Below are 15,316 nucleotides of genomic sequence, written 5' to 3' on the forward strand. Positions count from 1 at the left end.
AGCAATGCCCGACCCCAAGCACCTCCGGCTGGCCGTCGACATCGGCGGCACCTTCGTCGACGCGATGGAGCTGGACACGCGCACCCACCGGGTGCGCTTCCGGAAGGCCTCGACCACCCCCGCCCGCCCCTGGGAGGGTGTGCTCGACGCGGTCACCGCGCTCGGCACCGACCTGTCGCGGGTGGAGCTGTTCATCCACGGCACCACCCTCGGCCTCAACGCGGTCCTGGAGCGGCGCGGCGAGCCGACGGGGATCATCACCAACGACGGCTTCCGCGACGTCTTCCTCATCGGCCGGGGCAACGTGCCCGCGGACCACATGTACGACTTCCAGTACGAGCGCCCGGAGAGCCTCGTCCGGCGCCGTCACACCGCCGGGGTCCGCGGCCGGCTCGACTACCGGGGCCGCGTCGTCGAGGAGCTCGACGCCGACGGGGTCAGGGAGGCCGCCCGCGTCCTCGTGGAGGAGCAGGGCGTGGTGTCGATCGCCGTCTGCTTCCTGCACTCCTTCCTCGACCCCTCCCACGAGCGCGAGGCCGCCCGGATCATCCGCGAGGCGTACCCGGACGTGACGGTCTCGGTCTCCACCGACATCGTCCGTGAGTACCGCGAGTACGAGCGGACCAGCACGACCGTCCTCGACGCCTACATCCGGCCGATCTTCGAACGGTACGTCGACCGGCTGGAGCGGGGGCTGGCCGAGCGCGGCTTCGACGGCCGGTTCCTGATCATGCGTTCCGGCGGCGGGTCCATGACGTCGGCCGTGGCCAAGACCTCCCCGACGCACACCGTGCTGTCGGGCCCGGCGGGCGGCATCGTCGGCGCGGCGCACATCGCCGCCGCCCTGGGCCGCCGGGACCTGCTCACCTTCGACATCGGCGGCACCTCGCTGGACGCGTGCGTGATCGAGCACGGCTCCCCGGTCGCCGCCTACGAGGCGCAGCTGGAGCACTTCCCGCTGCTGATCCCCACCTACGACATCCGCACGATAGGGGCCGGAGGGGGCTCGATCGCGTGGCTGGAGCGGGGACTGCTCAAGGTGGGCCCGCAGAGCGCGGGCGCCGACCCCGGCCCGGTGTGTTACGGCCGGGGCGGCACCCGCCCCACCGTCACCGACGCGGCCGTCGTCCTCGGCTACATGGACCCCGGCCGGTTCCTGGCCGGGACCATGGACCTGCGGGCCGACGCCGCCCGCGCCGCCCTCGACGAGCAGGTGGCCCGGCCCCTCGGGCTGAGCCCGGAGGCCGCGGCGGCGGGCGTCTTCGACGTGCTGCTCGCCAAGACCGTCGGCGCGGTCCGGCAGATCACGGTCGAGCGGGGGCACGACCCCCGGGGCTTCTCGCTGCTCGCCTTCGGCGGCGCCGGACCGCTGCTCGCCCCGCTGCTCGCGGCGGAGATGGGCATCGGCGAGGTCATCGTGCCGTTCGCGCCGTCCGGCTTCTCCGCGTGGGGCATGCTCAGCGCCGACATCGTCGACGACTTCTCCCGGACGGTGATGGCCACGCTCGACGACGCCGACCTCGACGAGCTGGAGGCGGTGTTCAAGGACGTCGAGGCCGAGGCGGTCGCCTCGCTGGAGGCGCAGCAGGTGCCGGCCGGGCGGATGGTCCTGGAGCGCCAGTTCGAGCTGCGCTACCTGGGCCAGGAGCACTCGCTCACCGTCACCGCCGGACGCGACCTCGACCGGGACGCGATCAGGCGGGCGTTCGAGGAGACCCACGTGGCGCGGTACGGCCACGCCATGGACAACCGGCTGCAGATTCTCAACCTGCGGGTACGCGGCATCGGCCGCACCGACCGGCCCGAGCTGGTGACCCGCCCCCGCGGCGACGGCGACCCGGGCCGGGCGCTGCTCGCCCGCAGGGACGCCTACGACTTCGGCACCCGCGCCACGGCGTCGTTCGCCGTCTACGACCGGGCCCTGCTGGAGCCCGGCGACGTGTTCGACGGGCCCGCCCTGGTGGACGAGGGCACCTCGACCACGGTCATCCCGTCCGGGCAGCGGGCCGAGGTGGACGGGCACGGTTACCTGCTGGTCAAGCTTGTGGAGGCGGCATCGTGAGCGGGCGGTACGACAACGGCGGGCCGGACACCGGGGCGTACGGCGACGGCGGGCCGGACACCGGGGCGTACGGCGACGGCCGATCGGACGCCGGGGCGCGCGACGGCGGGCGGACGCGCGGCGCGACGCGCGACGGCGGGCGGCTGGACGGCGCCACCGCCGAGGTGGTGCGCAGCTACCTGCTCGCGGCGGCCGAGGAGATGCGGGCCACCCTGATCCGCACCTCCTTCAACCCGGTGATCTACGAGGTCCACGACTTCGGCATGTCCATGTACGACGCGGACCTGCGGCTCGTCGCCGAGGCCACCGGCCTCACCTTCTTCCTGGGCGCGAACGACTTCTCTCTGCGCAAGGGCGTGGAGTACGTGGGCCGGGAGAACCTGCACCCGGGGGATGTGGTGCTGCTGAACTACCCGTACTGGAACGCGGCCCACGCCTACGACGCGACCTTGTTCTCCCCGGTCTTCCACGGAGGGGACCTCGTGGGGTTCCTGTGTGTGCGGGCGCACTGGATGGATCTGGGGGCCAAGGATCCGGGGTATGTGCTGGACTCCACGGACATGCACCAGGAGGGGATCATCTTCCCGGGGACGAAGGTGTTCTCGCGGGGGGAGCCCAACCGGGAGATCATCGAGCTGATCCGGTTCAACTCGCGGATGCCGGATCTGGTGATCGGTGATCTGAACGCCCAGGTCGCCGCGTTGCGCACCGGCGAGCGGCGGCTCCTGGAGATCCTCGCCAAGTTCGGCCGCCCGACCGTGGAGGCCGCCGTCCAGCGGATGATCGAGGACGGCGAGGCCCGTACCCGGGCCGCCCTCGCCGAACTGCCGCAGGGGTCGTGGACGGCCGTCGACTGGCTCGACGACGACGGCATCACCGACGACCCGGTCCGCATGCAGGTCACGGTCACCATCACGGACGGCACGTTCACCGTCGACTTCGCCGGATCGTCGCCCGCCACGCCCGGTCCGATCAACATGCCCTTCGGCGCCACCGAGGCGATCTGCAAGGTCATTCTCAAGTCCCTCACCTCGCCCGACGAGCCGTCCAACTTCGGCACGACCGTTCCGCTGGAGGTGCGGGCCGAGCCCGGCACGCTCTTCCACGCGGTCTACCCGCAGCCCACGTTCACCCTCTGGACCGGCATCGTCGCCGTCGAACTCATCCTGAAGGCGCTGGCGCAGGGCATGCCGGACCGGCTGCCCGCCTCCTCCGGGGGGGACGTGCCGGGCTTCATGATGGTCGGCGTCCACCCCGACACCGGGCAGATGTTCGCGGTCAGCAACAACGACCCGGTCGGCTGGGGCGCCACACCGTCCCACGACGGCATGAACGCCGCCACCCATGTCTCGGGCAGCACCGGGCGGATCACCCCGATCGAGGTGCTGGAGGCCAGGACCGGGATGTTCTTCGAGCGGATGGAGATGCGCGAGGACTCCGGCGGGGCCGGGCGGCACCGGGGCGGGGTCGGGCTCCGGCGCGACATCCGCTTCGTCACCCCGGGAGAGTTCCTTTCAGTGATCAAGAAGACTCGTTCGCGCCCGTGGGCGCTGCAGGGCGGGCTGGAGCCGGAGCCGAACCAGGTGGTCGTCTTCCCGGGCACCGAGCGCGAGCAGCGTGTCAGTACGAAACGGACAAAGGTGGAGATCGGCGACCGGATCACGCTGCTGACCGCCGGGGGAGGCGGGCACGGGGACCCGCGCGAGCGCGATCCCGAGCTGGTCCGCCGCGACGTCGCCGAGGGGTACGTCTCCCGCGCCGCCGCCCGCGACGTCTACGGGCTCGACGATGTCTGAGCCCTTCCCCGGGCCGGCTCCCGGCTCCCCGCCGCCCGGACGTCCCGCCGCCGGCGACGTCCGGACCGGCGGGGGCGTCCCGGCCGGCAACGGTGTCCCGGCCCGCGGTCGCGTCCCGGCCGGCGGCGTCCCGATCGACGGTGCCACGGTCGAGGTGGTGCGCAGCCACCTCACCTCCGCCGCGGAGGAGATGCGGGCCACGCTCGTCCGCACCGCGTTCAACCCGGTGATCTACGAGGTTCGCGACTTCGGCATCTCCGTGTACGACGCGGACCTGCGGCTGGTCGCCGAGTCGACCGGGCTGAGCCGGTTCCTCGGCGCCAACGACTACTCCATCCGCAAGGGCGTGGAGTACGTGGGCCGGGAGAACCTGCACCCGGGGGATGTGGTGCTGCTGAACTACCCGTACTGGAACGCGGCCCACGCCTACGACGCGACCTTGTTCTCCCCGGTCTTCCACGGAGGGGACCTCGTGGGGTTCCTGTGTGTGCGGGCGCACTGGATGGATCTGGGGGCCAAGGATCCGGGGTATGTGCTGGACTCCACGGACATGCACCAGGAGGGGATCATCTTCCCGGGGACGAAGGTGTTCTCGCGGGGGGAGCCCAACCGGGAGATCATCGAGCTGATCCGGTTCAACTCGCGGATGCCGGATCTGGTGATCGGTGATCTGAACGCCCAGGTCGCCGCGTTGCGCACCGGCGAGCGGCGCGTCGGCGAGCTGTACGCCCGCTACGGCGGGGCCGTCGTCGGGGCCGTCGTCGACACCGTGATCGGCGCCGCAGCCCGGTCGGCCGCGGAGGCCGTCGCCCGGCTGCCGCAGGGGTCGTGGACGGCCGTCGACTGGCTCGACGACGACGGCGTCACCGGCGACCCGATCCGCATGCAGGTCACCGTGACCGTCGGGGACGGGAGGTTCGTCGTGGACTTCGCCGGTTCGGCCGGTGCGGTCGCCGGACCGGTCAACCTCCCGCTGGGCGCGACCATCGCCACCTGCCGGGTCGCGTTCAAGGCGGTCACCACGCCGGGGGAGCAGACGAACGCCGGCCACTTCGTCCCGCTGGAGGTGCGGGCCGAGCCCGGCACGCTCTTCCACGCGGTCTACCCGGCGGCGACCTTCACCCAGTGGACCGGGACGGTCGCCCTGGAACTGATCTACAAGGCGCTGGCGCAGGGCATGCCGGATCGGCTGCCCGCCTCCTCCGGGGGGGACGTGCCGGGCTTCATGATGGTCGGCGTCCACCCCGACACCGGGCAGATGTTCGCGGTCAGCAACAACGACCCGGTCGGCTGGGGCGCCACACCATCCCACGACGGCATGAACGCCGCCAACCATCTCTGCCAGACCCAGGCGCGCACCACCCCCGTGGAGGTGCTGGAGGCCAGGACCGGGATGTTCTTCGAACGCGTCGAGATGCGCGAGGACTCCGGCGGGGCCGGCAGGTTCCGCGGCGGCGTGGGCCTGCGCAGGGACATCCGCTTCGTCACCTCGGGAGAGTTCCTTTCAGTGATCAAGAAGACTCGTTCGCGCCCGTGGGCGCTGCAGGGCGGGCTGGAGCCGGAGCCGAACCAGGTGGTCGTCTTCCCGGGCACCGAGCGCGAGCAGCGTGTCAGTACGAAACGGACGAAGGTGGAGATCGGCGACCGGATCACGCTGCTGACCGCCGGGGGAGGCGGGCACGGGGACCCGCGTGAGCGCGATCCCGAGCTGGTCCGCCGCGACGTCGCCGAGGGGTACGTCTCCCGCGCCGCCGCCCGCGAGATCTACGGGCTCGACGACCTCGACGACCTCCCGGCGGCCGGTGACGCCCGGGACCTCCCGGTGACCGGCGACGCCGGCCGCGTCCGGGGAACCGGGAGCGTCCGATGAGCGAGGTCGTCATCGTCAACTGCACCGTGACCGACGCCCGCCCGGGAGGCGGCGGCCGGATCGCCGACGCGGCGGTGTGGGTCCGGGGTGACCGGATCGCGGCCGCCGGCCCCCGCCCGGAGGTCCTGGGCCAGGCCGGCGGTGCGCGGGTGGTCGACCTCGGCGGGGCGTACGTCACCCCCGGCCTGGTCAACATGCACACCCACCTGTCCCTGTCACTTCCCGGGCGGGGAGGCGACGACGTCAAGAACATGACGCCGCACGAGCTCGCGCTCTACATGGCCGACGGCGCCCGCCGTACCCTGCACTGCGGCGTCACCACGGTGCGGTGCGTGGCCGAGAAGGACCACGCCGACTTCGCGCTGCGCCGCGCCATCGAGGCGGGCCGGGCGAGCGGGCCGCGCATCTTCACCGCGGGCCGCGCCCTCGTCTGCACCGGTGGCCACGGGCACGAGGGCACCGACACCCTGGAGTGCGACGGCCCCGACGGGTTCCGGCGCGGGGTGCGCAGCCAGGTCAAGGCGGGCGCCGACCTCGTCAAGGTCATGATCTCCGGCGGGATCGCGGGGGAGCACGAGCGGATCGACACCCCGCAGCTGTTCGCCGACGAGATGGCGGCGGTGCTGGCCACCGCGCACGCGTGGGGCCGCAAGGTGACCGCGCACGCGGGGCCCGCCGCGGTGATCGCCGAGGCCGTCGAGCTCGGTCTCGACTGCGTCGAGCACGGCTACCAGCTGACCCCCGAGGTCGTCCGGAGGATGGCCGAGCGCGGTACGGCCCTGGTGCCGACGCTGCTCGTCACCCGGTGCAAGGAGTTCTTCGACGAACTCGGCGTGCCCGAGTGGATGCAGTGCCGCTCCCTCGGCGCCGGGCCCCGGCACCTGGAGAGTTACGCCCTGGCCGTCGAGGCCGGGGTCGAGGTCCTGCTGGGCAGCGACATGCCGCCGTTCTGGGCCTTCGAGGGCACCAGCGCCTCGGTGCGCGAGCTGGAGTACATGTCGGAGGGTGGCCTGGGTCCCGAACGGGCCCTGTACGCGGGCACCCTCGGCCCGATCCGCTGGCTCGGCGCCGAAGCCGACCTCGGCACCGTCGAGGCCGGCAAGTACGCCGACCTCGTCGCGATGGACGCCGACCCGCTCGCCGCCACCTCGGCCTTCCGGGGGATCCGCTGGGTGATGAAGGGAGGCCGGGTCGTCCGCGACGACCGGGCCGGATGGGAGGGGCAGTGACCGACCAGGCCGGTGGCGTCGCGATCGATCCCGCGGCGTCCGGGGCGGACGCCGCGGCGATCGCGGCCGGGATCGACGACATGTACGACGCCTTCCTCGCGGCCGACCGTGCCCGGTTCGACCGGCACCTGCACGCCGAGGTGACCACGTGGGAGACGCATCTGCCGGGGCCCCTGCGGACCCGGTCGGAGCTCGACGCCTACCGCGACGCCCGGGACGGCTCGGGCGCCCGTCCCGTCCTCGCCCGGCTGGCGGCCGAGGACAAGCGGATCGACGTGTGGGACGACGTCGGGGTCGCCCGCTACGTGCTCGTCGCCGAACCGCCCGGCGGGCCCGCCCAGCACAGCCGGGTCACCGACGTGCTGCGCCGGGTCGGCGGCGACTGGCTCATCGTCCACCACCACTCCGAACTGCTCGCCCAGTGACCGGCGGGACGTCCGGCCGGGCCGGGAAAGGAGACCCCGTGGAAGACAGCGCCGTGGAAGACAGCGCCGTGGAAGACGCAGCCGGCGGCGACATGGAGCTCTACGACCTGCGGGTCGTGGTCGACCGCATCGAGGGCAGGTCCGTCTGCGGGATGGAGGTGGGCGACTGCTTCGAGCTGGAGCGGAGCGCGCACCTGCGGCTCCCCGACGGCAAGCACTTCTGCGTCTACGCGCTCGCCTCCGTCCTGCCGTTCCTCGCGGCCAAGCAGCGCGACCTCACCGCGGGCGACTGGTTGGCCCAGGACTCCCTGTTCGCCTGCCCCGACCCGGAGGAACGGCTGGTGATGCGGGTCGAGCGGACCCGCCGCCGCCGGATGAACTCCGCCGACCTGACCTGAGGGGATCCGCCATGACCGTTGCCGAGATCGGGCTCGGCCTGCAGAGCGACAAGCGGGCCGGTGACTACGCGCGGCTCGCCCGCCGCGCCGAGGAGCACGGCTTCGACGTGCTGAGCGTCTTCGGCGACCTGATGTACCAGCCGCCGATCTTCCCGCTGCTGGAGATGGCCGCCGCGACCGAGCAGGTGCGGCTCGGCGCGGCCTGCCTCAACCCCTACTCGCTGGCGCCGTACGAGATCGCCGGGCAGCTCGCCTCCCTCGACCTGGCCTCGCGCGGCCGCGCCTACCTGGGCCTGGCGCGCGGCACGTGGCTCGGGGCCGTGGGCATCGCCCAGCCCCGGCCGCTGACCGCGCTGGAGGAGACCGTCGAGGTGGTCTACCGCCTGCTCGCCGGCGACACCGAGGGCTTCCAGGGGAAGATGTTCCGCCTCGCGCGGGGCGCCCGGTTGCGCTATCCGGTGCACCGGCCGCGCCCGCCGCTGCTGCTCGGGGCGTGGGGTCCGCGGGGGGCCGCGCTGGCCGGGCGGATCGCCGACGAGATCAAGGTGGGTGGCAGCGCGAACCCCGCGATGGTCGGGGTGATCCGCGAGCGGGTCGCGGCCGGGGCGGCCCAGGCCGGGCGTGAACCCGGTGAGATCGGCATCGTCCTCGGCGCCGTGACCGTCGTGGACACCGACGGGGCCGCGGCCCGTGCCAGGGCGCGCAGCGAGGTCGCCATGTACCTCGCGGTGGTCGCCGACCTCGACCCGACCGCGGAGGTTCCCGGCGATCTGCTGGACCGGGTCAAGGTGCTGGTCGACGCCGGGCAGGACGTGGCCGCCGGGCGGCTGATCCCCGACGACCTGCTCGACCTGTTCGCCTTCTCCGGCACCCCCGAGCAGGTCGCCGCCCAGGCGCAGGCTCTCATCGACGCGGGCGCGCACCGGGTGGAGTTCGGCACGCCGCACGGCCTCACCGACGACCGGGGCGTGGACCTGCTGGGCACCGCGGTGCTGCCGCTGCTGGACCGCTCGCCGCGCGGGAGGCCGGCCGGGTGACGGACCGGGCCTCCGTGGTCACGTTCCGTCATCCTGAAACCGGACCGGCCGAGAACCTTCCGTCCGGAAAGTTCATCGGCTGAATCGTCTCACGCTCCTGATTTCACCTCAGTTCAGTATGAGTGAACATATGGGTGGACGAAGGAGATGACGTGACGAGCACACGTGCCGGGGACCCGGCGATGTCCCACGCGCCCGGCGGGTTTCCCGGGCTCCCCGGACTTCCCGGGCTCGCCGGGCTTCCTGGAATTCCCGAGCTTTCCGGGCTCGCCGGGCTCGGGGCGGACGGCGAGCGGGCCGCGCTGGCCGCCGACGCCGGGGACCGGACCTGCCGCCGTGCGGAGTTCCTCGTGCCGCCCGCCCCCGCCGGCGCGCGCCACCCCGAGACCGCCTACTTCGCGGGCAACTCGCTCGGCCTCCAGCCCCGCGCCACCCGCGACGCGATCTCCGCCGTGCTGGACGACTGGGCCGTACACGCCGTCGAGGGGCACCACCGGGCCGCCCACCCCTGGCTGCCCTACCACGCCGAGCTGCGCGAGGACGCCGCCGCCCTCGTCGGCGCGCTCCCCGAGGAGACCGTGGTGATGAACTCCCTCACGGTCAACCTGCACCTGATGATGGCGAGCTTCTACCGCCCGGCGGGCGAGCGCACCCGCATCGTCATCGAGGACCACGCCTTCTCCTCCGACAGCTACGCGGTGCGCAGCCAGGCCGTCCACCACGGACTCGACCCGGACGAGACGGTGGTGCGTCTGCGCCCCCGTCCCGGCGAGGACTGCCTGCGCACCGAGGACGTCGTCGACCACCTGGCCCGCGAGGGGCACCGGACGGCACTCGTGCTCCTCGGCGGGGTCAACTACCTGACCGGTGAGTTCCTCGACATCCCGGCCATCACCGCCGCGGGCCGCGCGGCCGGGTGCGTCGTCGGCTGGGACCTCGCGCACGCCGCGGGGAACGTGCCGCTCGCGCTGCACGACTGGGACGTCGACTTCGCGGCCTGGTGCTCGTACAAGTACCTCAACGGCGGTCCCGGAGCCGTCGCCGGCTGCTTCGTCCACCGGCGCCACGTGACCGACCCCGCGCTGCCCCGTCTGGCCGGCTGGTGGAGCACCGAGCAGGCCACCCGCTTCGAGATGCGGCCCGAGCTCGTCCCCGTCCCCACGGCCGACGCCTGGCAGATCTCCAACCCGCCGATCCTCGCCATGGCCCCGGTCCGGATCTCGCTGCGGATGTTCGCCGAGACCGGGATGGCGGCCCTGCGGGAGCGGAGCATGGCGCTCACCGGCTACCTGGAGCGGCTGCTCGGCGAGGTCGTCCGCGACCGCCCGCTGGAGATCGTCACCCCCGCCGACCCCGCCCGGCGCGGGGCCCAGCTCTCCCTCCGGGTGACCCGCGGAACCGCCGCGGACCTCGCCACCCGGCTGCACGAGGCGCACGGCGTCCTCGCCGACGTGCGGCGGCCCGACGTCATCCGCCTGGCCCCGGTCCCCATGTACTCCACGTTCCACGACTGCTGGCGGGCGGCCGACGCCCTCGCCAGGGAGGTGAGCCCGGCATGAGATCCCCCCGTGAGGTCGCGGTGGTCGGCGCCGGCCTGGTCGGCTGCCTGGCGGCCTGCTACCTGGCCCGCCGCGGGTACGAGGTCACCCTGTACGAGCGCAGGCCCGACCCCCGGCACGCCGCGGCGGAGCGGGGGCGTTCGATCAACCTGGCGATCTCCGAACGGGGCATCGACGCGCTGCGCCGGGTGGGGCTGGACGAGGCCGTCCTGAAGGCCGCGCTGCCGATGCCCGGCCGGATGATGCACGCCCCCGACGGCACGCTCAGCTTCCAGCCGTACAGCGCCGACGGGCGGCGGGCGATCAACTCCATCAGCCGCGCCGAGCTCAACCGCACCCTGCTGGAGGCGGCCCTCGGCATGCCCGGCGTCCGGGCGTTCTTCGAGCACCGGCTGACGGGGCTCGACGTCGACTCCGGCCGGATGGACTTCGCCACCCCGGGCGGGGCCGTCAGCCGGACCGCCCCGGTGGTGCTCGGCGCCGACGGCGCCTACAGCGCGGTCCGCGCCCGGCTGCAGTCCCTCCCCGGATTCGACTTCAGCCAGGACTACCTCGACTACGGCTACAAGGAGCTGACGATCCCGGCGCGCGACGGCGAGTTCGCCCTCGACCCGGGCGCGCTGCACATCTGGCCGCGCGGTCAGGCCATGATGATCGCCCTGCCGAACCCGGACCGGTCCTTCACCTGCACGCTGTTCTGGCCCAAGTCGGGGCCGGGCAGTTTCGCGGAGCTGGACACCGCGGAGCGGTTCGCGGAGTTCTTCGCCGCCCACTACGCCGACGCCCACGCGCTCATGCCGGACCTGGCCGACGACTACGCCCACAACCCGATCGGGCACCTGGTCACCATGCGGACCGACCCGTGGCAGGTGCGCGGGGCCCGCGCGGCGGTCGGCCTGCTCGGCGACGCGGCCCACGCCATCGTGCCCTTCTACGGTCAGGGCGCCAACTGCGGGTTCGAGGACTGCGTGGAGCTCGACCGCTGCCTGGCGGAGACCGGAGACGACTTCCCCGAGGCGCTGGCCCGCTACGGCGCCCGCCGCAAGGAGCACGCCGACACCATCGCCGAGCTGGCGCTGGCGAACTTCGTCGAGATGCGCGACAAGGTCGCCTCCCGGTCGTTCCTGCTGCAGAAGCGCGTCGAGCACGGGCTGGAGCGGCTGCTGCCGGGCCGTTACGTCTCCCGCTACGAGCTGGTGTCGTTCAGCACCGTGCCGTACGCCGACGTGCAGCGGCGCATCGCCCGCTAGCGCTGGGCGGCGGTCGCCGGGGCGCTCGGCGCGGTGGCCGCGGCGGCCGTGACCGCCCGCGCCCTGCGCCGCCGCTGACCCGGGAGCGGCCGGGCGGGACGTCAGAACAGCCGGGGGGTCACCACCGACACGACCGTGGTGACCCGGTCGGTGTCGTTGAACATGCGGTGCGGGGCGGTGGATCGCAGGTGCACGCTGTCGCCCGGATACAGCCGGTGCTCGACGCCGTCGACCTCGTAGAGGAGTTCCCCTTCCAGCACGAAGGCGAACTCCTCCCCGGCGTGGCCGTAGGAGTTCTCCCGTCTGCCGCCCGGCGCGATGTGCACCAGCATCGGTTCGAGCACCAGGTTCGGGCCCCGGTCCGAGAGCATGCGGTAGGTCTGCCGGCCCGAGATGTACTCGGTGGTGGCCGTCGCGGAGCGGGTGAGCGTGAAGTGACCCGGTACGGGGGAGGCCGGCGACTGCCGCTCGTGGTGCTCCTCCGCCTCGGGCTCGTCGCTGAAGAAGTCGGCGACGCTCCGGTCGAGCGCCGCGGCCACGCTGTTGAGCGCGGTCAGGCCGATGGAGGAGATGCCGCGCTCCACCTGGGACAGGAACCCGATCGACAGCCCGGAGTGGGTGGCGAGGCCGCGCAGTGTCAGGCCGCGCTCCTTGCGGAACTGCCGCATCCGGGCTCCGACGGCGTCGCGGCGGTCCGGCTCCTCGCCGCCGTGACGCTCCGATGTGCCCACCCGTACCCCTCCTCCGCCGAGCGGCGTGGCCGCATGTTCGCTCTCGCTAAACATATTTCACAGCAAGAGCCGTCGCGCGTCAAAAGCGGGAACCGAGGCGGTGAGGTGCGCGGCGCCCCGGACGGCCCGTGGGCGCCCGGCCGGAGAGCCGGCCGGGCGCCCACGGGTGGCAGTCGGGGCTGGGGAGAAGGTCAGCCGGACGACGGGGGGAGGACCGGGCCCTCGCTCGCCTGGACCAGGACGAACCCCTGCCCCTGGAAGGCCAGCTGGGCGGCCTCCCCGCTGCCGCGCCCGATGAGCGCCCCGACCTTCATGGTCCGGTTGACGCCCACGTGGAGGTTCGCGCTCCAGCACACCGCGGACTGGCCGTCGACGTAGGTCGGCATGCGGGAGGTGTCGAGCAACACCGGCGAGCCGTGCGCGGTGACCGCGACCCAGCCGGTCCCGCGGATCGTGGTGTTGAACAGGCCGCCGGCGGCGACGCCGGCGCCCTGAACCCGCTGGATGTCCCAGGTCAGCTGGGGGTCGAAGGCCAGCAGGTTCGCGCCGTTGACGGTGAGCGCCTCGTTCTCCAGGTAGAACAGGTGGACGTCCTGGGCCTTGTCGGCCAGGAACAGCAGGCCCTGCCCGCGAACCCGCATCAGCGGCGCGCCCTCGCCGGTGACCATCTTCTTCAGGAGCCGCCCGACCCCGCCCGCGCCCTCGTAGTCGAAGTCCATCTGGCCCTGGAAGGCGACCATCGAGCCCTGCCGCGCGAGCACCTCCCCGTTCAGCTGCACCCGCAGCATCTTGGAGTTCTGCAGGGCGAAGTGACCGGGGGTCGCGCCCTGGTCGAGGTTGCCGAAGAAGGAACTGCGCACGCTGGTGTGCCTCCCGGTGTCGAGGTGGTCGTACGGTTCACGACGAACCACATGGCAGGGTAGTTCCCGCCGCACCGCCTCCCCGGTCCGGGGAGGCGGGGTCCGTCCGTCGGCGGCGATGACTCGTCCGTCAGCGGCGGTAGAGGCGGAAGTAGTCGAAATCGGCCGTGGCCCCGGCGCCGCCCAGGGAGATGAGGCCCACACGCAGATCGGTCTCCGCGGGCAGCGTCCACACGCCGCCGAAGACCCATGATTTTCCGTCCCGGCTGGTGGCCGCGCGCAGTTCGTGCTCCCCGTTGTCCGGGTCGACGCGGTGGACGAGGCGCAGCCACGTCGTGTCGGCGGGTGGCCCGACGATCGTGCCGCCGTAGGCGATCCGGCCCGCGTAGGGCATTTCCTTGCCGAACTCGGTCTGACGGGTGTTCCAGATGGCGACGTGTACGAGCTTGGTGTAGAGGTCGTCCCCGCCGTACGCGATCAGGCCGGCCTGCTGGTAGTTGCGGACGGTGTCGGTGCCCAGGTCGATGCGGAGCTTCGTCTCGGCGGTCCAGTCGCCCTCGGGCGCCTCACGCAGGAGCACCGAGGCGGTGTTGTCCGCCCGGTTCAGCTCGGCCGCCTGCGTCGGCCAGCGGAGCGTCCCGCCGGCGAGCCATCCCTGCGGCGTCCGGACCCAGCTCCACCCGGATCGCAGGGCGTCACCGTCGAACTCGTCGCTGCGGGCCCGGTCCAGCGGCCCCGGGCGCGGGTGGGGCACGGGCCGGGACCGCGCGTTCCCGCCGGGTGCCCGCCGGGGGCCGTCCGACGCCCACGCCCCGCCCCGGACGGTCGGCCACCCGCCGATCCAGTCGAGCCGGTCGATGAGCATGGGCCGCTCGTTGACGCCGAACGGCTCGTCGAGGTACGGATCGTCGCGGTCGATGGCGTGGTAGACCAGCCAGTCCCGCCCCGCCCCGTCGGTCACCACGGCGTTGTGCCCGGTCCCCACCCAGCGGTTGCCGTTGGGCGCGATGACGATCGTGCCGCCGGCCCGGGAGGTGTTGAGCGGCACGCCCTCGCGGTCGAGGTAGGGGCCGGTGATGGCGCGGGAGCGGCCGACGTAGACGCTGTAACCGGTGGTCGGGCCCGCGCAGCAGTCGGCGGAGGAGGCGAACAGGTACCAGTGGCCGTTCCGGCGCAGGAGGTACCCGCCCTCGAAGCGGTTGTCGATGGCGATCATGGTGGGCTCGCCCACCGCCCGTCCGCCCGTGGCGTCGAGCCGGGTGATGTGGATCCCCCCGTAGTAGGACCCGTAGACGAGATACTCGGTCCCGTCGGTGTCGACGGCGTGGGCCGGGTCGTACGTCCACTGGAAGTCGTCCGGGTTGCCGCTGCCGCCCCGGCGCGGGCCGACGACCGGAGCGCCCGAGTCGGTCCAGGGACCGGCGGGAGTGGGGGCGGTGGCCATCCCGATCGCGTTGTCGTTGCGCTCCGGGGTGACGGTGGTCTGGGTGACGACGTAGTACAGCCGGTAGCGGCCGTCCACGTAGCGGATGTCGGGTGCCCACAGGCTCGCGCCCGCCGCCGTGTCGGCCCAGCCGGGCAGCGTCGCGGGGGTGAAGGCGTCCCCGACGTGGCTCCACGTGACCAGGTCGCGTGAGCGGGAGATGGGCAGGTAGTGGGGGGTCCTCTCGCCCTCGCGCAGCGGGTCGGTGGTGCCGAAGGCGTACCACCAGCCGTCCTCACCCCGGATGACCGCCGGGTCGGCGAAGGTGTCGGCGAAGCCGCGGCTGACCGGGTTGGTGTAGGTGCCCGGGCCGCCTCCGCTCCCGAGCGCCGCCGCGGTGACGTCCGTGACGGGCCCTCGTGGTACGGCCGGGCCGGCGTCCGCGACGGGCCCTCGTGGTGCGGCCGGGCCGGCGTCCGCGACGGGTTCCCGCGGCGCGGCCGCGGCCGGGACGGCCGTGAGAAGGCAGGTCAACCCCGCGCACAGCGCGATCAGGCGCTGGACGATTCTGTCGCGCATTCGGATCCCTCTCGCTGGGGGCTCGCGTCTCGCCGGGGCTCACATCGGGAGCGCCACCCCGGTGATCTCGTTACCCGCCGTTTGTACAACGTTGAAT

At 73.1% G+C, this 15,316-nt stretch carries 12 protein-coding genes; 9 read left to right on the forward strand and 3 right to left on the reverse strand.

Features of this window, described 5'->3' with window-relative positions; translation table 11 throughout:
• The first annotated feature begins 4 nt into the window (after positions 1-4).
• The 9 genes from ABD841_RS32450 to ABD841_RS32490 all read left to right on the forward strand — a co-directional run bounded on the left by ABD841_RS32450 (position 5) and on the right by ABD841_RS32490 (position 11,626).
• Entirely contained in the window at positions 5-2,062 is a 2,058-nt protein-coding gene (locus ABD841_RS32450; RefSeq protein ID WP_344979758.1) for a hydantoinase/oxoprolinase family protein, read from the forward strand.
• On the forward strand, positions 2,059-3,858 hold the full coding sequence (locus ABD841_RS32455) for a hydantoinase B/oxoprolinase family protein (protein ID WP_344979760.1): 1,800 nt from the start codon (positions 2,059-2,061) through the stop codon (positions 3,856-3,858). The genes ABD841_RS32450 and ABD841_RS32455 overlap by 4 nt, the downstream gene beginning before the upstream one ends.
• The gene (locus ABD841_RS32460; RefSeq protein WP_344979761.1) at positions 3,851-5,728 is read left to right on the forward strand and encodes a hydantoinase B/oxoprolinase family protein; all 1,878 of its coding nucleotides are present in this window, start codon (positions 3,851-3,853) and stop codon (positions 5,726-5,728) included. Before ABD841_RS32455 ends, ABD841_RS32460 begins: the two co-directional genes overlap by 8 nt.
• Entirely contained in the window at positions 5,725-6,957 is a 1,233-nt protein-coding gene (locus tag ABD841_RS32465) for an amidohydrolase family protein (protein WP_344979763.1), read from the forward strand. Before ABD841_RS32460 ends, ABD841_RS32465 begins: the two co-directional genes overlap by 4 nt.
• Positions 6,954-7,382 carry a nuclear transport factor 2 family protein gene (locus ABD841_RS32470; protein WP_344979765.1) on the forward strand — a complete coding sequence of 143 codons (429 nt, stop codon included), beginning with the start codon at positions 6,954-6,956 and terminating at the stop codon, positions 7,380-7,382. The genes ABD841_RS32465 and ABD841_RS32470 overlap by 4 nt, the downstream gene beginning before the upstream one ends.
• A 38-nt stretch (positions 7,383-7,420) precedes the next feature.
• Positions 7,421-7,780 carry a TIGR04076 family protein gene (locus ABD841_RS32475; protein WP_344979767.1) on the forward strand — a complete coding sequence of 120 codons (360 nt, stop codon included), beginning with the start codon at positions 7,421-7,423 and terminating at the stop codon, positions 7,778-7,780.
• A gap of 11 nt (positions 7,781-7,791) precedes the next feature.
• Positions 7,792-8,817 (forward strand): LLM class flavin-dependent oxidoreductase, encoded by a 1,026-nt coding sequence (locus ABD841_RS32480; RefSeq protein ID WP_344979769.1) that lies wholly within the window; start codon positions 7,792-7,794, stop codon positions 8,815-8,817.
• Between the two features lie 152 nt (positions 8,818-8,969).
• On the forward strand, positions 8,970-10,376 hold the full coding sequence (gene kynU, locus ABD841_RS32485; protein WP_344979771.1) for a kynureninase: 1,407 nt from the start codon (positions 8,970-8,972) through the stop codon (positions 10,374-10,376).
• A complete protein-coding gene (locus ABD841_RS32490; RefSeq protein ID WP_344979808.1) occupies positions 10,331-11,626 on the forward strand; it encodes an FAD-dependent oxidoreductase in 1,296 nt (431 codons plus the stop codon). Before kynU ends, ABD841_RS32490 begins: the two co-directional genes overlap by 46 nt.
• A 101-nt stretch (positions 11,627-11,727) precedes the next feature.
• Here the strand turns inward: ABD841_RS32490 and ABD841_RS32495 are convergent, their stop codons facing one another.
• From ABD841_RS32495 to ABD841_RS32505, 3 genes are all read right to left on the reverse strand, one after another.
• The gene (locus tag ABD841_RS32495) at positions 11,728-12,357 is read right to left on the reverse strand and encodes a helix-turn-helix domain-containing protein (RefSeq protein ID WP_344979773.1); all 630 of its coding nucleotides are present in this window, start codon (positions 12,355-12,357) and stop codon (positions 11,728-11,730) included.
• 191 nt (positions 12,358-12,548) lie between these two features.
• Positions 12,549-13,217: an AIM24 family protein gene (locus tag ABD841_RS32500; RefSeq protein WP_344979810.1), complete on the reverse strand. Its 669-nt coding sequence runs from the start codon at positions 13,215-13,217 to the stop codon at positions 12,549-12,551.
• A 130-nt stretch (positions 13,218-13,347) separates the two neighbouring features.
• Complete coding sequence (locus ABD841_RS32505) at positions 13,348-15,219, reverse strand: glycoside hydrolase family 43 protein (RefSeq protein ID WP_344979775.1); 1,872 nt, start codon at positions 15,217-15,219, stop codon at positions 13,348-13,350.
• Between the last annotated feature and the right edge of the window lie 97 nt (positions 15,220-15,316).

This window comes from Streptosporangium fragile, from assembly GCF_039534445.1.
GTDB lineage: Bacteria > Actinomycetota > Actinomycetes > Streptosporangiales > Streptosporangiaceae > Streptosporangium > Streptosporangium fragile.